We start from the raw sequence: 17,344 nt of genomic DNA, 5'->3' as shown, positions 1-17,344 counted from the left end.
CTGCAAGACGGGCTCAAGCAATTCACTGCGTCGGAACTGCAAAATAAAAAAACGCCAACCCGGAATGGGTTGGCGTTTTGCTTGGGGTATGACCGGATCAGTCGATCAATGAATCAGTGGAACTGGTTCATCGTGTTGTCCTTACCCGCAGCCTTCAGTGCTGCTTCGCCGCTGAAGTATTCCTTGTGGTCGTCGCCGATGTCCGAGCCCGACATGTTCTGGTGCTTGACGCAGGCGATGCCTTGGCGGATTTCCTTGCGCTGCACGCCAGCCACATACCCGAGCATGCCCTGGTCGCCGAAGTATTCCTTGGCCAGGTTGTCGGTCGACAGCGCGGCGGTGTGGTACGTCGGCAGCGTGATCAGGTGGTGGAAGATGCCGGCTTCGCGCGATGCATCAGCCTGGAACGTGCGGATCTTCTCGTCGGCGAGCTTCGCCAGTTCGCTGTCGTCGTACTCGGCGCTCATCAGTTGGCCGCGCTCGTAGGCCGAGACGTCCTTGCCCGCTTCCTTCATGGCGTCATACACCTGCTGACGGAAGTTCAGCGTCCAGTTGAACGACGGGCTGTTGTTGTACACCAGCTTGGCGTTCGGGATGACCTTGCGGATTTCCTTGACCATGCCGCCGATCTGGCCGATGTGCGGTTTTTCGGTTTCGATCCACAGCAGGTCGGCACCGTTTTGCAGCGAGGTGATGCAATCCAGCACGCAACGTGCTTCACCCGTGCCGGCGCGGAACTGGAACAGGTTGCTCGGCAGGCGCTTCGGACGCAGCAGCTTGCCGTCGCGCTTGATGACGACGTCACCGTTGCCCAGTTGGTCGGCCGACAGTTCTTCGCAGTCGAGGAACGCGTTGTACTGGTCGCCCAGGTCGCCCGGCGTGTTCGTCACGGCGATCTGCTTGGTCAGGCCGGCGCCCAGCGAGTCGGTGCGGGCCACGATGATGCCGTCGTCCACACCCAGCTCCAGGAACGCGTAGCGGATCGCGCGGATCTTGGCCAGGAAGTCTTCATGCGGCACCGTGACCTTGCCGTCCTGGTGGCCGCACTGCTTCTCGTCCGACACCTGGTTTTCGATCTGGATGCAGCAGGCACCCGCTTCGATGAACTGCTTGGCCAGCAGGTACGTGGCTTCTGCGTTACCGAAACCGGCGTCGATGTCGGCAATGATGGGCACCACGTGCGTGACGTGGTTGTCGATCTTTTCCTGGATGGCGGCCTTGGCGGCTGCGTCCTTGGCGGCGTCCAGTTCGCGGAACAGGCCACCCAGTTCACGGGCGTCGGCCTGGCGCAGGAACGTGTACAGCTCGCGGATCAGCGCGCTGACAGAAGTCTTCTCGTGCATCGATTGGTCCGGCAGCGGGCCGAACTCCGAGCGCAGTGCGGCGACCATCCAGCCCGAAAGGTACAGGTAGCGGCGTTCGGTGCTCTTGAAGTGCTTCTTGATGGAAATCATCTTCTGCTGGCCGATGAAGCCGTGCCAGCAACCGAGCGACTGCGTGTACTTGGCCGGATCGGCGTCGTAGGCGGCCATGTCGGCGCGCATGATCTTGGCGGTGTACTTGGCGATGTCCAGACCCGTCTTGAACTTGTTCTGGGCACGCATGCGCGCAGCGTACTCGGGGTTGATCGCGTTCCATGCGCTGCCGTAGGTTTCTTTCACATCGGCAACTGCCTTGATGTCGTCTTGATACTGGGCCATGTCAATTTCCTGGAAATAAAGCGCGTTTGAGAAGAATCGGTTGCGTGTGCAGCTACGGACTTCGAAGCGAGCAGCGTGGATTTATTGTAGGTCGGCTTTGACGCGTCGCAGCAAGGTCTTATATAAGACATAAGACTTAGTTTCTCTTTATTTTTCAAAGAGATAGCAAACAAATTTTGCGATGCGGAACGTGTTTTCAGCAAACGGGACGGCGGCAACGAAGAATTTCGGGGCAAATTCCGCAATGTGAAAAGGCCTTTCAGTGGCTGAAGTCCGGCAAATTCACCGGTGCAGCACCGAGGGACGCGCGTCAACCTGGAGCGGTGATACCCGCGCAGCCAGTTGCCGGGCGGGCTCGGCGCCTTCACTATGTGCTTGCCGCCCAACGATCGAAGTGGCGCAGGCCAGCGCCCTCATCCGCCCACAGCAAAAGGAAGACTCCATGCTCGCTCCGGACTACGACGTGGTCGTCTTTGGCGCCACCAGCTTTGTCGGCCAGATCCTGACCCGATATCTGGCTGAACATTTCTCGGGCGATGCGGAAACGCTGCGCTGGGCCATTGCCGGACGATCCGAAGCAAAGCTCCTGGAGGTCAAACGTTCACTGGGTGCAGCAGGAGAGTCGGTTCCGATCATCGTGGCGGATGCTGCCAACGAAGCCCAATTGCGCGTCCTGTGCGCGCAAACGCGGGTAGTGGTGTCCACGGTGGGCCCTTACGCGCTATACGGCGAGCCGTTGATCAAGGTCTGCGCCGAAAGCGGTACGGACTACTGCGACCTCACCGGCGAGACCCAATGGATCAGGCGCATGATCGACAAATATGAAGCGACGGCACAGCAATCGGGAGCACGCATCGTGCATTGCTGCGGCTTCGACTCGGTGCCATCGGACATGGGCGTCTACTTCCTGCAGCAACAAGCCATGCGGGAATGGGGTACGCCGGCCACGCAGGTGAAGTTGCGGGTCAAGACACTCAAGGGCGGCGCATCTGGCGGCACGGTGGCCAGCCTGATCAACGTCGTGCAAGAAGCCGCTGCCGACCCCGCTTTGCGCAGGGAACTGGCCGACCCTTACTCCCTATGCCCTAAGGGCCACGGCTACACGGCACGCCAGCGCTCGGTCCGGGGCGCAGCATTCGATGCCGATTTCGATGTGTGGATTGCGCCCTTCGTCATGGCGGCCATCAACGAGCGCGTGGTGCACCGCTCCAACGCCCTGTCCGGCAACGCCTATGGCAACCCATTCATCTACGGCGAAGCGGTGATGACGGGGTCCGGCCTGAGCGGCCGTTTGAGGGCCGTGGCGGTGGTGGCGGGCCTGGGCGCCTTCATGCTGGGCATTGTCGTCAAGCCCGTGCGCATCGTGATGGAGCGCTTTCTGTTGCCCAAACCCGGCGAAGGCCCCACGCCTGCAGCGCAACTGGCAGGCCGCTACGACCTGCGCCTCTTTGGCCGCACCGATCAAGGAAACACGTTGCGCGTGAAGGTGAACGGGGATCGCGACCCCGGCTATGGCTCGACCGGCAAGATGCTGGGTCAGGCCGCCGCCAGCCTCGCGCTGGACCACGTAAAAGACGGCACAAAGACCGGGCGCCCGGGCGGCTTCTGGACGCCGGCCACGATGTTTGATGAGCGTTTCATCGAGCGCCTGACCCGCCATGCCGGTCTGCGCTTCGAGCGGATATAAGCGTGATGAAGCGCCCGCTCGGCCGAGGCATCAATCGTTCTGCCCGCGCGCAAAGATGTCCCAGCTGGCCATGAAGAGTGCGGCGACCAGCGGCCCGATCACGAAGCCGGTGATGCCGAACAGCTCCATTCCGCCCAGGGTGGAGATCAGCACGACCCAGTCGGGCATCTTGGTGTCCTTGCCGACCAGCAGCGGGCGCAGCAAGTTGTCGACCAGGCCGATCACGCCGCCGCAGAACGCAACGAGGATCACGCATTTCCAGATCGCGCCCACCATCAGGAAGTAGAGCGCGACCGGAATCCACACGAGGCTCGCGCCAATCGCGGGCAGCAGCGACAGGAATGCCATCAACGCGCCCCACAGCACCACGCCGTCAATGCCGAGGAACCAGAAGATCAGCCCGCCAAGTGCGCCCTGCACCAGCGCAACGGCAATGTTGCCCTTCACGGTGGCGCGCACGACGGTGGTGAATTTGCTCAGCAGCAGGCGCTTGTGCTCTTCATCCATCGGCAGCGCGCGGCGCACGCGGCGGCCGATGTCGGCGCCATCGCGCAGCAGGAAGAACACCATGTACAGCATCACGCCAAAGCCGACCACGAACTGGAACGTGTTCTGCCCGATGCTCAGCGCCTGCGTGGCGGCAAACTGACTGATCTGCGCGGCGCCGTCGGCCAGCTTTTTCTGGATGCCTGGAATGTTGGTCAGGCCGGCTTTGGCAAGCAGTTGCTGCACCCAGGTTGGCAGCGCATGCACCGCCTCCGAAAGGTACCGGGAGTAATTCGGCTGCGCGCTCTGAATCTCCTGATAGGCAACACCGATTTCCTGCACGATGGTCGCCGTCACAAAGATGACGGGCAGGATCACGATCAGGATGATGAGGGCGAGCGTGGTGAGCGCAGCGAGATTGCGCCGCTTGCCCATGCGGGCGACCAGCGCGCGCTGCACGGGCTGGAACAGGATCGCCAGGATGACGCCCCAGAACACCGCGCCAAAGAACGGCGAGAGGATCCAGCAGAGCCCGAGCGTGACGACGAACAGCAAGAGGTAGAAAAATTTCTGGTGGTCGTTTCCGCTATCCATGGGGTGCTTTCGCTTGAAGGTGACGTCTAAAAGGCCCGAGCAGGATCCAGGCCAGGCAATGAAATCCGAGTATGCCCGCGCAACCGCGGTTGTCATAGAGGCGGCCGGCGGGGCAGACAGGCTTACGAAGCCCGTCGAAGGCTGGCGCCCACGGTCGAACAACCCCGAAGCCGGCCGGGCTATGGCAACGGGCATTGCCAGCTATAGTCTCCTCACCCATCCAACCGAACGGAGCACAACGTGGTATTCGAAATGGCCCACATCGAGATCCTCGCCGGCAAGCAGCGCGAGTTTGAAGCCGCCGTCCAGCAAGCCCTGCCGCTATTTGCCCGCGCCAAGGGCTGCCACGGCGCCGAGTTGCACCACATCGTCGAGCGCGACACCAGCTACGTGCTGCTCGTGCGCTGGAACACCGTGGAAGACCATATGGTCGATTTTCGCGAGTCCGACGACTTCCAGGAATGGCGCAAGCTGGTAGGGCCGTTCTTCGCCAAGGCGCCGGAAGTCGTGCACTCGGAGGTGGCAGTCAAGTAATCGGCCCGCCCGAATCATTCGATCCTCCCCCAAGGCACGAGATACGCGGCGTTCTCGGCTTGCACTCATCTCGTGCCTTGCCAGCGTTACGACCTGACCGTCCGGCTCCTTTTTCCGCGCTCTGGCCTGAACATCCCGTAAGAATCCTTTTGCATTTGTTTGCAGTCCGCTCCCGCGGCGCGGGTTGAATGGCAGCGTAAAGAAGCCCCCGATGCTGCCGTTAGCCAGAGATGTGCACTGCGCGCGGCAATGAGCGCGGGCACCTGTGCCACCCGTTCGCAACAGCCTCCCGGCTCTGCCCAACCGCCCGCCAAGACGCTCAACCACTCCGTTCATGTCTTCTGAAACGTCGATGGACAGGCGCTTTGGCGCCAGCGTCGCCATCGTCCTCGTTCCGGTGTTGTCGTTATCGTGCTGGCTGCTGGGCTACGCGTGGCTGGCGTACGGCCGCGCCGACAATGCAGCCCGCAGCGTCCAGGCGCTGCGCATGACACTGCTGGCCATGGAGAAGGTTTCAGCCGAACGCGGCCCGACCAACGGCGTGCTGGGCGAAGACTTGCCGGTACTGGCCGAGCGCATCGCGGCCCTGCAACACATGCGCGCCGCCAGCGACAAACACATCGCCGAGTTACTCGACGCGTTGGGTCCGGAACATTGCCCAGGCTGCGAAGCCGACATCAAGGCAGCAGGCCGCGCCCAAACGCACTTGGCCGCGGCCCGCGCCAACATCGACCGGCTGACCGCCCTGCCCTTGCGCTCGCGCAGCAGCAGCGACCTGGCCGACGGCGTGAACCGCATGATCGCGGTGATCCCGGAATTCCTGCCCATCGTCAACGCGCGCACGGCCAACATCACGCGCGGCGATCCTGACGTGCTCAATTGCCTGACGCTGGCGCGGCTGTCGGCCGATTTGCGTGAATACGCGGGCCAGCTCGGTTCGCGCTTTACCGGTGCGCTGGCCATGCACCGCATGCTCACATTTGAAGAGCAGCTTGCCATCGAACGCACACAAGGCCGCATTGACCAGCTGCGCAGCATGATCGAGACCCGCGTGGGCGCGCAGGCGGCATTGAACCAGCACGCCGTCACCACGCTCGGCGCGCAATACTTCGGCGACGGGCTGCGCTACGTGGCCACCGTGCGTGAGAAGGCCAGCCAGCCCGGCGGCGTCGATATCACCCCTGCCGCATTTGCCGAGCGCTACGTGCCCACCATGCGCGCCATCACGGATTTCCGCGACATCGTGCTGGGCCTGGCGGTTGACGACATCCGCGAACATCGGCGCGCGATGCTGCTGGTGCTTATCGGCTCGGCGGCCGCCGTGGTGTCGGTGCTGGGCGCCCTGGCATGGATGACGATCTCGTTCCGCCGCAATGTGGTGGGGCCGTTTGTCAATGCCACGCGGCTGATCGACGGGATTGCGCGCGGCAACTTGAGCGTGCACATCCCGACCGGTTTCGCGCGACGCGAGATCCGCGCGATGTTCGAGGCGATCCGCGTGCTGCGCATCAACAGCATCGAGCGCCGCCGGCTGGAACTGGAGCGCGCGCACCTGATGCGGGAACTTGCGCGCATGGCCGAGACCGACCCGCTCACGCATCTGCTCAACCGCCGCGCCTTTGAAGACCGCGCCAGCGCGATGTGCAAATCGCCGCAGCCGGAAGCGCGGCTCATTGCGCTCATCATGTTCGACATCGACCACTTCAAGCGCATCAACGATACGTACGGCCATGCCGTGGGCGACGAAGCGCTGCGCACGGTTGCAAGCCTGTGCCGCGCCGAGGGCCCGTCCGCCGACATGGTGGCGCGCATCGGCGGCGAAGAATTCGCGGTGATGGTGTGGGCAGATAACCTCGCGCAGGCGCGCGCGGTGGCCGATCACCTCTGCCATCGCATTGCCGAGGTGACGGTGCCCACCGGCACCGATCTGCCCTGCCGCATGACGGCCAGCTTTGGCGTAGCGGCAGCACCTGCGGCCGATGGCCCCGAACTGGAGCCACTGCTGCGGCGTGCAGACCGATTGCTGTATGCCGCCAAACTGGCGGGGCGCAACTGCGTGATGGCGGATCGCCCGCCTGCGTCGCCAGACGTGGCGCTCGCGGCGGATTGATGCGCCGGGCGCGCTAGGCCTGATTGGCGCGCCGATACTCCGCGGGCGCCTTACCGACAAGGCGGCGGAAGTCACGCGTGAAGTGGGCCTGGTCAAAGTAACCGAGCCCGTGCGCAAGCTCAGCCAGATCCACATCCGCGCCGTTGGCAAGCTGGTCGGCCGCTTCATGCAAGCGGTATCGGCGGATCACCCACTTGGGCGTCACGCCAACATACTCCGAGAACAATTGCTGGAGCGTGCGTTCGCTTATGCCTGCGCGCTCGGCCAGGTCGCACACCTGGGTCAGGCGTACGTCCTGGTGAAGCGACTGCAAGATGCTGTGGATGCGCTCAACCTGCGGATCGGGCGGCGGCAGCACGCGTAGCAGCAGCCTTTCGGCGGCAGACACCATGCCGGCGTCGTCTCGCGCACCAAGCACGATCTCTTCTGCCTGCGCATCGCTCATGCCGAGCACATCGGAAACCGGCACGGTCTTGTCGGTCAGCAAACGCACCGGCTTGCCGAAGAACGCGCGAAACGCACCTGGCCGAAAGCGCAGGCCGATCACGCGGCCCGTCTCAGCCAATGTGGTTTCGAACGCGCCCGACACCACGCCAAAGACAGCGGTCTGCCGACGGTCGAACACCAGGTTGACGCACGGATACGGCAGCGTGCGCTGCGTATAGGGCGGCTGGCCGCGCAAGTCCCATTCGACAATCCAGTGGTGCTCGAGCACCCCGGCCAACGCAGCACTCGGCTCGTAACGGTTCAGGCGGAAGCGCTGGCGAAATGCCAGCGGATCGACCACACCTTTTGGCTTGGCGGCAACGTCACGTAGATCGGTCATGGAAGCGGCGGGGGCGAAAACAATGCCGCGATGATGCACCGCCGCAGCGGATTTTTCCAAGACGCAGGCATGCCCCGCGCCTACAGTGACAGTCTTTCCTCAGCCGTTTCCATCGCATACGGAGCCGACGATGCCCCAAGACCGCCACCTGATCCTTTACCACTCGCCGCGCAGCCGCTCGCGGGGCATGCGCATGCTGCTCGAAGAACTCTGTGCCGACTACGAGGTACACGCCTTCGACCTGACCACGGGCCAGCACAAGACGCCGGAGTTTCTCGCGATGAACCCGCTAGGCAAGGTGCCGACGCTGCGTCACGGCGATGTGATCGTCACCGAGCAGGTGGCGGTGTATCTCTATGCGGCAGAGCTGTATCCGGAAGCCCGGCTGTCGCCCGCGGTGGGCGACCCGCTGCGCGGCGCATATCTGCGCTGGATGGCGTTCTACGGTTCGTGCTTCGAGCCCGCTGTCGTCGACCATTCAATGGGCCGCCCGCCTGCCGCGTATTCAACCTCACCCTATGGCGACTTCGATACGGTCATTGCCGCGATCAACGCCCAGTTGGCCAAAGGGCCCTACTTCCTCGGCGAGCGCTTCACGGCGGCAGACGTGCTCTGGGGCGCCGCACTGGACTGGATCACGATGTTCAAACTGATGCCCGAAACGCCCGTGGTGCGCGCGTATATCGACCGCGTCCTGGCACGGCCTGGGGTCAAGCGAGCCCGGGCAGCAGACCTCGCTCTGGCGGAAGAACAGGACCAGGCCAAAGCGGCCGCCGGCGCAGCCGCTCCCCAGGCCTGAGCCCGGTTCAGTGCGACAGGCGGAACTGCCCCACGGCCTCATTCAGGTTGTGGGCCTGTTCTTCCAGCGATTCCGCAGCGGCCGCGGCCTGCTCGACCAGAGCCGCGTTCTGCTGCGTCACCTGGTCCATCTGGTTGACGGCCTGATTGACCTGCTCGATACCGCTGCTCTGCTCTTCCGACGCTGACGAAATCTCGCCCATGATGTCGGTCACGCGCTTCACCGCGTCGACGATCTCCGCCATCGTCACCCCGGCCTGATCAACCAGCGCCGTGCCGTTGCTCACACGATCCACCGAATCGTGAATCAGCGCCTTGATTTCCTTGGCCGCGCCGGCCGAGCGCTGTGCCAGGCTGCGCACTTCGCTGGCCACCACGGCAAAGCCGCGGCCCTGCTCGCCGGCACGTGCGGCTTCCACCGCGGCATTCAGTGCCAGGATGTTGGTCTGGAACGCAATGCTTTCGATGACGCCGATGATGTCGGCGATCTTCTTGCTGCTCTCGTTGATGCCGCCCATGGTCTGAACAACCTGGCCGACCACGTTGCCGCCGCGCGTGGCAACGTCCGACGCCGTCACGGCAAGCTGGCTGGCCTGACGCGCGTTGTCGGCGTTCTGCTTCACGATGCTCGTCAGTTCTTCCATGCTCGATGCGGTTTCTTCCAGCGAGCTGGCCTGCTCTTCCGTGCGCTGCGAGAGATCTGCGTTGCCGGCAGCAATTTCCTGCGCGGCCGAGCGCACCGAATCGCTGCCCAGGCGGATCTGCTGCATCACCGCCGTCAGCTTGTCGGCAAACGTATTGAACGAGCGGGCGATCTGCGCGACTTCGTCTTCGCCGTCCGACGGCAGACGCTTGGTGAGGTCACCACTGCCCGAGCCGATGTCGTCCATGGCATCGCGGATCATCGACAGGCGGCGGAACGCACGTGCCGTCATCGCACCGACGATGAGGGCGGCAACGATGGCCACACCCACCAGCGCGCCGATCGACGTCATCACCAGCGAGCGCATGCCGGCAGTGGCATCCGATTTGTCCAGCGCCACCACCAGGCCCCAGTCGGTGCCCTTCACGCCCTGGCGGTAGAGCAGCTTGGACGCGCCATCCACCGTGACTTCCACGGGCTTCTCCGCCTGCGCCAGCGATGCCAGCGTGGCTTCGTTCAGGCCTGCCGACAGATCGGTTGCCGGCTTGAGCGTGAGCTTGTCATTCGGGTGCGCGACGATCTTGCCGGCCGCATTGACCAGGAAGCCGAAGCTGGCCGGTGTCGGGTGAATGGCCTTGACGTTGGCGATCACGCTGTCCATCGCCACGTCACCGCCAATCACGCCCTTGAGCGTGCTGCCTTCCAGGATAGGCACCGCGAAAGTCACGACGAGTTGGCCAGTGCTGGCGCTCACGTACGGCGGCGTCACCACGGGCTTGCCGGCCTCCACCGCCTGCTTGTACCAGGGGCGCGCGGTCGGGTCATACGTGGGCGGAATGCCTTCAGGGTTCGAGAACTTGTACGACTTGTCGGGGTAGCCGACATAGACGTTGATGAAGCCGCCGGCCTTATGCACGGCCTTGAAAACCGGAATCGGATCGGCAGACACTGCCACGTCCTGCAGCGACACCATCATCTGCGTCTTGGACGCTACCCAGTCGTCGATGCCGGCAATGTGGCCACGTGCGACGGACTGCAGGTTCTGGCGGATGGACTCGTCGTTGTACGAACGCGTGACGAGATAGTTGAGGCCGCCAGCGAAGGTCAATGCGCCGACCACGATGGCAACACAAGTCAGCAAAATGCGGGTACGGATGGATGCAAGCACGGTATGGTTTCCTACTACGAGGCCCATGGCAGGGATTCCACCATGTAAGGCATGCGGCACACGACCCTGTCGGCCATGCCGTCGCACAAGAAACGGCCGTCATAAGGAAATCTGAAGTCTGATCTGCGTGACATGACTCTGCTATCACGTTGCCGGAGCAGGCAACGTTCTACAATCGCCCTCCCTACGCTGCCCACGTCGGGCAGGCCCCACTTCAAAAAAAGGAATGCGCATGAAAACCAAAGCCGCTATCGCCTGGAAAGCCGGTGCTCCGCTCACTGTCGAAGAAGTGGACTTGCAAGGACCGCGTGCCGGCGAGGTGCTGGTCGAGATCAAGGCGACGGGCATCTGCCATACCGATTACTACACGCTCTCGGGCGCTGACCCGGAAGGCATCTTCCCGGCGATCCTCGGCCATGAAGGCGCGGGTGTCGTGCTGGAGGTGGGCGCCGGCGTGACGTCATTGAAAGCGGGCGATCACGTGATTCCGCTTTACACGCCGGAATGCCGCCAGTGCAAGTTCTGCCTCTCGCGCAAGACCAACCTGTGCCAGGCGATTCGCGCCACGCAGGGCAAGGGCCTGATGCCGGACGGCACGTCGCGCTTCTCGCTCGATGGCAAGCCGCTGTTCCACTATATGGGTACGTCAACGTTTGCGAATCACATCGTCGTGCCGGAAATTGCGCTCGCAAAAATCCGCCCCGACGCCCCGTTCGACAAGGTCTGCTATATCGGCTGCGGCGTGACCACGGGCGTGGGCGCGGTGGTGTACACAGCCAAGGTGGAACCCGGCGCCAACGTGGTGGTGTTCGGCCTGGGCGGCATCGGGCTGAACGTGATCCAGGGCGCGAAGATGGTCGGTGCAGACAAGATCATCGGCGTGGACCTGAACCCCGCGCGCGAGGCGATGGCACGCAAATTCGGGATGACGCACTTCATCAACCCGAACGAGGTGGAGAACGTAGTCGACCACATCATCCAGCTGACTGATGGCGGCGCGGATTACTCGTTCGAGTGCATCGGCAACACGAAGGTCATGCGTCAGGCGCTGGAGTGCTGCCACAAGGGCTGGGGCCAGTCGATCATCATCGGCGTGGCCGAGGCCGGCGCGGAGATCAGCACGCGCCCGTTCCAGCTCGTCACCGGCCGCGAATGGAAAGGCTCGGCCTTCGGCGGCGCACGTGGCCGCACCGACGTGCCGAAGATCGTCGACTGGTACATGGAAGGCAAGCTCAACATCGACGACCTCATCACGCACAGGCTGCCGCTGGAGCGCATCAACGAAGGCTTCGAGCTGATGAAGCGCGGCGAGTCGATCCGTTCGGTCGTGCTGTATTGAACCTTGAGGATGGAGCCACGCGATGACGATCCCGGTACCGGAACTTGAACTCCTTTCGGAGCACGCCTGCTTTGGCGGCGTGCAGCGCTTCTATCGGCATGCCTCGACGGCAATCGGGCTGCCGATGCGCTTCTCCGTCTTCCTGCCGCCACAGGCGTTGGCAGGCACGCGGTGCCCCACCGTGTTTTATCTGGCCGGCCTGACGGCAACGGAAGAGACGTTCGCCATCAAGGCCGGCGCGCAGCGCGCGGCGACACGTGAAGGCCTCATCCTCATCGCGCCTGACACCAGCCCCCGCGATGCAAACATCCCCGGAGAAACCGATAGCTGGGATTTTGGCATCGCCGCCGGCTTCTACCTGGACGCCACGCAGGCACCGTGGCGCCAGCACTACCGCATGGAAAGCTACATTGCCGACGAGCTGCACCACATCGCGCGCGTGGCCTTTCCGGTAGCACCGGGGCGCATCGGCATCTTCGGGCATTCGATGGGCGGCCACGGCGCGTTGACGCTGGCCTTGCGCCACCGGGAGCGCTTCGCTTCCGTCTCTGCGTTTGCGCCCATCGCGCATCCGTCTGTGTGCCCGTGGGGCATCAAGGCGTTCACCGGATATCTCGGGGACGATCGCGCCGCCTGGGCAGCCCACGACGCCACCCAGTTGATGCGGCAGGCATCGTGCCCGTTCCCCGGCGGCATCCTGATCGATCAGGGCGAGGCCGACAAATTTCTCGCCGAGCAGTTGTACCCCGATGACTTTGCCGCGGCGTGTGCTGCAGCCGGGCAACCGCTGCGACTGCGCCGCCACCCGGGATACGACCACGGCTACTACTTCATCGAGAGCTTCATCGAAGACCACCTGCTGCATCACGCAGCACAACTGCGCTAGCCGCAGGTAAGCGCGCGGCTGGGCTAGCGGCTGCCACCACCGGCACTGCCGCCCGCCGCTCCGCCGGCGCCTCCGGTACCCGCACCGCCACTGCCGCCGCCCGGGCCAGCAGCCCCACCGCCACTACCGCCGCCGGGCGCGCCCATCGACCCGCCGTTACCTGGGGCTCCTACGCCCATTCCACCCGAGCCGCCACCGGTCGCGCTGCCGGTCGCATCATTGGCACTACCGCCGTAACCGCCGCTCGAGCGCGAGCGCATATTGCCGGAGTGCCCTTGCTTACCGGTGGCGTTGCGGTTGCGGGTGGCGTCCCGGCCGCTGTTGGCGGAATTGCTGTCGGCGGCGGCACCCCCCGTGCCCGTCGCAGTTGCGCCGGTGCCGGTGCCACCCGCTGGAGACATGCTGCTGCCGCCAGCCGTGCTATTGGATTGGGTTGCCCCCGTCTGGGCATACGCTGCGGCGGTACCGCCCGCCAGCGCCAGTGCGACGATTAAAGAAGAGGCACGGAGATACGTCATGAATTGCTCCTTTGAGGTTGAGAACGTGCCCCTTCCACGGGAGCAAGGCCCGTTCCGCCGTCACGCCATGTCATGTCGATCGTGCGGATTGGCGGGATATTTGCTTGTGACCGTGCGTCAAAATGCGGAGGTCCGCACTCAGCTATACATTCAATCGTGTATGTATAATCGCCTGCCCGGCTGTCCGTGCTCCGGTGCTTGCATCTGCAACGCCGCCACCGCGCCTTCAGCCCGACGATGGAGCTGTTAACGTGAAATTCCCCTTCCCGCTGCCGCAGTCCTGGCGCGCAGCGGGCGACGCCCCCAACGCCAAGGCCGCCCCGGTCGCACAGCCGCTGCCCGGCGATCCCGATGCCTGGATCGCGTGCGAGCACTGCGACACCCTGCATCGCCACGAGGTCATTGCGCTGGATGAAGAGGCGCATTGCACACGCTGCGGCGTCAAGCTGTACCGCAACCAGAGCGAGCGGCTCTCGGTACTGCTGCCGCTGGTGTTGACGGGCCTGATCGTCTACATCGTCGCCAACATCTTTCCGATTGCCGAGATGAACGGTGGCGGCAACCGGCACGCCACCACGCTGTGGGGCGCCATCGTGGCGCTGTACGACTACGACATGCTGTTCGCCGCCGTGCTGGTGGCGCTCACCACGGTGTTCTTCCCGCTGATGTACATGTCGGTGCTTGCCCCGCTGCTCATTGCACGATGGCGTGGGCGCCAGCATCCGGCCGCAGCGCTGGTGCTGCGCGCGGCAGCGCTGATCCGCCCGTGGGCGATGGTCGAGATCTTCATGCTGGGCGTGGTGGTGGCGCTCATCAAAGTCGCGCGCATGGTGTCGCTGGAAGCCGATGCGGGCTTGTGGGCGTTTGCCGCGCTCACCGTGTTCCTGACGGTGGCGTTGTCGATCGACCTGCGACCGTTCTGGCGCGAGATCGGCCTCACGCTGCCGCCGGGCTCGCACGTCGATGCGCCCACCGGCGCGGATGCCGCGGCCCGCCCCGGCGAGGACCGCCCATGAGCAGCGCCACGACGTCTGCCTCCGCACAGCCGGCGCAACAAGGCCGCCCGCTGCGCGCCGCCGCACATGGCCTGGTGACATGCGAGCACTGCGGCCTGCTGGCGCGCATGCCCGAATCGGAGGCCGCCACGCAAGCGGTGCTTACCCACGAAGACGCACCTGACGAGACCGCCGCGGCGCCGGTCTGCCCGCGCTGCATGTCGCCCATGCACGTGCGCAAGCCCGACAGCCTGGCGCGATGCTGGGCGCTGCTGATTGCGGCGGCCGCCATGTACCTGCCCGCCAACCTGCTGCCCGTGATGATTACCGACACCCTGCTCGGCACGCAGCAGGACACCATCATGAGCGGGATCGTCTATCTATGGACGTCGGGTTCGTGGCACCTGGCCATCATCGTGTTCATTGCAAGCTTCCTGGTGCCGCTGGCCAAGCTCGGGATCCTGGCGGTGCTTTGCCTGTCGGTGCAGCAGCGCTGGCGCTGGAACCCGCGACTGCGCACGCGCCTGTATGCGCTGGTCGAGATCATCGGCCGGTGGTCGATGCTCGATGTGTTTGTGGTGACACTGCTGGCGGGACTCGTACATCTGTCGACGCTGGCCATCATCAAGCCCGGCCCTGGTGTCGGCCCGTTTGCCGCCGTGGTGGTGCTGACCATGTTCGCCGCCCGCTGTTTTGATCCCCGCCTGATCTGGGACGTCATCGACGAGCCCGATCCTGAAGAGACCGATGTATGACCGACCCCGTCGATAATGAAAACATTCCCGGGCCGCGCCGCACGAAGCGCAAGCGCTGGCTGCCCTCGCTGATCTGGCTGGTGCCGATCGTGGCGCTGTTGGTGGGCGCCACGCTCATGGCGCGCGTGATCCTGGCGCGCGGCGCGCAGGTGACCGTCACCTTCAGCTCGGCAGAGGGCATCGAAGCCGGCAAGACCCGCGTGAAATACAAGAGCGTCGATATCGGCGTGGTCAAGGCGGTGGGCCTCACGGAGGACCGGTCTGGCGCCGTGGTACTGATCGAACTGACGCATGATGGCAAGGCGTTTGCCGCATCGGACACACGCTTCTGGGTGGTGCGCCCGCGCGTGGCGGCCGGCAGCATTTCCGGCCTCGGCACACTGCTCTCCGGCGCGTACATCGGCGTGGACGGCGGCCGCTCGCAGGAGAAGAAATCCACCTTCAAGGGCCTCGACACGCCGCCGGCCATTTCCGCCGATGCGCCCGGCAAACAGTTCACGCTGCATGCGCCCGACCTGGGCTCGCTCGATATCGGCGCGCCGGTGTATTTCCGCCGCGTGCGCGTAGGCCAGGTCACGGCCTATGACATCGACGCCGACGGCAAGGGCGTGACGTTGCACATCTTCGTCAACGCGCCGTTCGACAAGTTTGTGGCACGCGGCACGCGTTTCTGGAACGCCAGCGGCATCGACCTCAAGCTCGACGCCAGCGGCCTGAAGGTCGATACGCAATCGCTGCTGACCGTGGCGCTGGGCGGCATCGCTTTCCAGACGCCTGAAGAAGCCGATCACGCGCCCGCTGCCTCCGACGCCGAGTTCCCGCTCGTGCGCAACGAGACCATGGCGCTGAAGGACCCCGAACACCTGTCGCAGACCGTGGTGATGTACTTCCACCGCTCGCTGCGCGGGCTCAACGTGGGGGCGCCGGTGGAATTCAAGGGCATCAACGTGGGCGAGATCAAGTCGATCGGCATCCACTACAGCAAGAAGCGCCACGAGTTCGTGCTGCCCGTGACGGCCACGCTGTATCCCACGCGCTTCGGCATGGACATCCGCGACGACAATCCGCAGCACGCCGCCGAAGACGTCCGCACGCAGTTCGACGTGCTGGTGAAGAACGGCATGCGCGCGCAGTTGAAGAGCGCGAGCCTGCTGACGGGCCAGCAGTTCGTGAACCTCGACTTCATCGACTCGGCCGACCGCGACAAGACGCCGCCGCGTTTCGGCATGCGTGAGCGCGACGGCGCCTATGTGTTCCCGACCGCCGACAACCCGACCGACGACATCGAAGAACAGATTGCCGGCATCGCTAAAAAGCTCAACAAAGTACCGTTCGAGCAGATCGGCCAGGACGTCCACCGCACGCTGACGACGCTCGACGCGACGCTCAAGCAGACCGAGCAACTGGCCAAGACCGTCAACAGCGATCTCGCCCCGCAGATGAAGGAAACGCTGGCCGAGGCGCGCCGCACGCTCGATTCTGCGCGTCAGGTCTTCTCCGACGATGCCCCGCTGCAACGCAATGCGCGCGACACGCTGGAACAGGTGGCCAAGGCCGCCGCGTCCGTGCGCGTGCTGACCGACTATCTGGACCGCCACCCGGAAGCGCTGATCCGCGGCAAGGCAAAGGACGCGCAATGATGCCGATGCAAACGACGATGCTGTCTTCTTCCCTTCGCCTGGCCAGCGCCGCCGCCGTGGCGTTGCTGGTTGGGGCGTGCGCTTCCCCCGAGCCGACGTTGCACACGCTGTCGGTGCGCCCCGAAGCCTCGGGCACCGGCCGTTTCCAGCGCGCCTTCCGCCTCTCGGGCGTGCGGGTGCCCGATCGGCTGGACAAGCCGCAGATCGTGCTGCGTACGTCCGACAGCGAAGTGGTGGCGCTTGAGCAGCAGCGCTGGGCCGCGCCGTTCGGATCGGAACTGCGCGACGCGCTGTCTGCGGACCTGGCGACAACGCTGTCTGCGGTGGACGTGGGAGGCGCTGCTGCACCGGCGGGCGTGCCCCTCTACCGCATCGGCGCTGAAATGGGCAGCTACGACGCGCGGCCCGGACAAGGCGTGACGGCGCTGGTGACGTGGCGCGTATCACGCGATGCGGCCACCCAAGGCGCGAGCACCGCCGCCCTGACCTGCCAGACGACGCTTGCGCTGCCCGTGAATGGGCAACCTGCAGGTGCGGATGCGAATGCGGGCGTAGACGCGGTGGTGTCATCCACGCAACGGCTCGTGCAGCAGTGGTCGCAACAGATTGCGCAGAGTGTGCAGAGTCTGGAAACACCTTCCGCTGTGCCGGCGTGGTGCCGGTAA

Annotated in this window: 15 protein-coding genes; 10 read left to right on the top strand and 5 right to left on the bottom strand. The window is 64.5% G+C overall.

What is annotated here, in order from left to right:
* Positions 1-113: 113 nt before the first annotated feature.
* A complete protein-coding gene (locus ACTJK4_RS04110; protein WP_322017665.1) occupies positions 114-1,700 on the bottom strand; it encodes an isocitrate lyase in 1,587 nt (528 codons plus the stop codon).
* 442 nt (positions 1,701-2,142) lie between these two features.
* Between ACTJK4_RS04110 and ACTJK4_RS04105 the strand changes: the two genes are divergently transcribed.
* The gene (locus ACTJK4_RS04105) at positions 2,143-3,387 is read left to right on the top strand and encodes a saccharopine dehydrogenase family protein (protein WP_440816190.1); all 1,245 of its coding nucleotides are present in this window, start codon (positions 2,143-2,145) and stop codon (positions 3,385-3,387) included.
* A gap of 30 nt (positions 3,388-3,417) precedes the next feature.
* Here the strand turns inward: ACTJK4_RS04105 and ACTJK4_RS04100 are convergent, their stop codons facing one another.
* Positions 3,418-4,467, bottom strand: a complete 1,050-nt coding sequence (locus tag ACTJK4_RS04100) for an AI-2E family transporter (RefSeq protein ID WP_440816188.1) — start codon at positions 4,465-4,467, stop codon at positions 3,418-3,420.
* 252 nt (positions 4,468-4,719) lie between these two features.
* On the opposite strand from ACTJK4_RS04100, the gene ACTJK4_RS04095 reads away from it, so the two are divergent.
* Positions 4,720-5,001 (top strand): antibiotic biosynthesis monooxygenase family protein, encoded by a 282-nt coding sequence (locus ACTJK4_RS04095; RefSeq protein WP_004629803.1) that lies wholly within the window; start codon positions 4,720-4,722, stop codon positions 4,999-5,001.
* A gap of 352 nt (positions 5,002-5,353) precedes the next feature.
* On the top strand, positions 5,354-7,111 hold the full coding sequence (locus ACTJK4_RS04090; protein WP_440816836.1) for a GGDEF domain-containing protein: 1,758 nt from the start codon (positions 5,354-5,356) through the stop codon (positions 7,109-7,111).
* Between the two features lie 13 nt (positions 7,112-7,124).
* Here the strand turns inward: ACTJK4_RS04090 and ACTJK4_RS04085 are convergent, their stop codons facing one another.
* The gene (locus ACTJK4_RS04085; protein WP_440816185.1) at positions 7,125-7,937 is read right to left on the bottom strand and encodes an AraC family transcriptional regulator; all 813 of its coding nucleotides are present in this window, start codon (positions 7,935-7,937) and stop codon (positions 7,125-7,127) included.
* Between the two features lie 130 nt (positions 7,938-8,067).
* Between ACTJK4_RS04085 and ACTJK4_RS04080 the strand changes: the two genes are divergently transcribed.
* Complete coding sequence (locus ACTJK4_RS04080) at positions 8,068-8,736, top strand: glutathione S-transferase family protein (RefSeq protein WP_440816182.1); 669 nt, start codon at positions 8,068-8,070, stop codon at positions 8,734-8,736.
* Positions 8,737-8,743: 7 nt separating this feature from the next.
* Here the strand turns inward: ACTJK4_RS04080 and ACTJK4_RS04075 are convergent, their stop codons facing one another.
* Entirely contained in the window at positions 8,744-10,546 is a 1,803-nt protein-coding gene (locus ACTJK4_RS04075; protein WP_232042101.1) for a methyl-accepting chemotaxis protein, read from the bottom strand.
* Positions 10,547-10,778: 232 nt separating this feature from the next.
* Between ACTJK4_RS04075 and ACTJK4_RS04070 the strand changes: the two genes are divergently transcribed.
* Positions 10,779-11,885 (top strand): S-(hydroxymethyl)glutathione dehydrogenase/class III alcohol dehydrogenase, encoded by a 1,107-nt coding sequence (locus ACTJK4_RS04070; protein ID WP_440816178.1) that lies wholly within the window; start codon positions 10,779-10,781, stop codon positions 11,883-11,885.
* 22 nt (positions 11,886-11,907) lie between these two features.
* On the top strand, positions 11,908-12,771 hold the full coding sequence (gene fghA / locus ACTJK4_RS04065; protein ID WP_316868411.1) for an S-formylglutathione hydrolase: 864 nt from the start codon (positions 11,908-11,910) through the stop codon (positions 12,769-12,771).
* A gap of 23 nt (positions 12,772-12,794) precedes the next feature.
* Here fghA and ACTJK4_RS04060 read toward each other — a convergent pair whose 3' ends face one another.
* Positions 12,795-13,289: a hypothetical protein gene (locus ACTJK4_RS04060; protein WP_316868410.1), complete on the bottom strand. Its 495-nt coding sequence runs from the start codon at positions 13,287-13,289 to the stop codon at positions 12,795-12,797.
* Positions 13,290-13,483: 194 nt separating this feature from the next.
* Here ACTJK4_RS04060 and ACTJK4_RS04055 point away from each other — a divergent pair, with 194 nt between their 5' ends.
* The 4 genes from ACTJK4_RS04055 to ACTJK4_RS04040 are packed head-to-tail and all read left to right on the top strand — an operon-like array spanning position 13,484 to position 17,344.
* Positions 13,484-14,305: a paraquat-inducible protein A gene (locus tag ACTJK4_RS04055; RefSeq protein WP_394372361.1), complete on the top strand. Its 822-nt coding sequence runs from the start codon at positions 13,484-13,486 to the stop codon at positions 14,303-14,305.
* The gene (locus ACTJK4_RS04050; RefSeq protein ID WP_316868409.1) at positions 14,302-15,039 is read left to right on the top strand and encodes a paraquat-inducible protein A; all 738 of its coding nucleotides are present in this window, start codon (positions 14,302-14,304) and stop codon (positions 15,037-15,039) included. The genes ACTJK4_RS04055 and ACTJK4_RS04050 overlap by 4 nt, the downstream gene beginning before the upstream one ends.
* Entirely contained in the window at positions 15,036-16,679 is a 1,644-nt protein-coding gene (locus ACTJK4_RS04045) for a PqiB family protein (protein WP_316868407.1), read from the top strand. The genes ACTJK4_RS04050 and ACTJK4_RS04045 overlap by 4 nt, the downstream gene beginning before the upstream one ends.
* Complete coding sequence (locus ACTJK4_RS04040; RefSeq protein WP_316868406.1) at positions 16,676-17,344, top strand: PqiC family protein; 669 nt, start codon at positions 16,676-16,678, stop codon at positions 17,342-17,344. Before ACTJK4_RS04045 ends, ACTJK4_RS04040 begins: the two co-directional genes overlap by 4 nt.

It is taken from the genome of Ralstonia sp. 22111, from assembly GCF_052045895.1.
Lineage (GTDB): Bacteria > Pseudomonadota > Gammaproteobacteria > Burkholderiales > Burkholderiaceae > Ralstonia > Ralstonia wenshanensis.
This window is presented reverse-complemented; position numbering and strand designations above follow the sequence as displayed.

Coding starts and splice junctions, on each gene's coding strand:
- ACTJK4_RS04110 (WP_322017665.1), bottom strand. CDS start 1,700: ATGGCCCAGTATCAAGACGACATCAAGGCAGTTGCCGATGTGAAAGAA.
- ACTJK4_RS04105 (WP_440816190.1), top strand. CDS start 2,143: ATGCTCGCTCCGGACTACGACGTGGTCGTCTTTGGCGCCACCAGCTTT.
- ACTJK4_RS04100 (WP_440816188.1), bottom strand. CDS start 4,467: ATGGATAGCGGAAACGACCACCAGAAATTTTTCTACCTCTTGCTGTTC.
- ACTJK4_RS04095 (WP_004629803.1), top strand. CDS start 4,720: ATGGCCCACATCGAGATCCTCGCCGGCAAGCAGCGCGAGTTTGAAGCC.
- ACTJK4_RS04090 (WP_440816836.1), top strand. CDS start 5,354: ATGGACAGGCGCTTTGGCGCCAGCGTCGCCATCGTCCTCGTTCCGGTG.
- ACTJK4_RS04085 (WP_440816185.1), bottom strand. CDS start 7,937: ATGACCGATCTACGTGACGTTGCCGCCAAGCCAAAAGGTGTGGTCGAT.
- ACTJK4_RS04080 (WP_440816182.1), top strand. CDS start 8,068: ATGCCCCAAGACCGCCACCTGATCCTTTACCACTCGCCGCGCAGCCGC.
- ACTJK4_RS04070 (WP_440816178.1), top strand. CDS start 10,779: ATGAAAACCAAAGCCGCTATCGCCTGGAAAGCCGGTGCTCCGCTCACT.
- fghA (WP_316868411.1), top strand. CDS start 11,908: ATGACGATCCCGGTACCGGAACTTGAACTCCTTTCGGAGCACGCCTGC.
- ACTJK4_RS04060 (WP_316868410.1), bottom strand. CDS start 13,289: ATGACGTATCTCCGTGCCTCTTCTTTAATCGTCGCACTGGCGCTGGCG.
- ACTJK4_RS04050 (WP_316868409.1), top strand. CDS start 14,302: ATGAGCAGCGCCACGACGTCTGCCTCCGCACAGCCGGCGCAACAAGGC.
- ACTJK4_RS04045 (WP_316868407.1), top strand. CDS start 15,036: ATGACCGACCCCGTCGATAATGAAAACATTCCCGGGCCGCGCCGCACG.
- ACTJK4_RS04040 (WP_316868406.1), top strand. CDS start 16,676: ATGATGCCGATGCAAACGACGATGCTGTCTTCTTCCCTTCGCCTGGCC.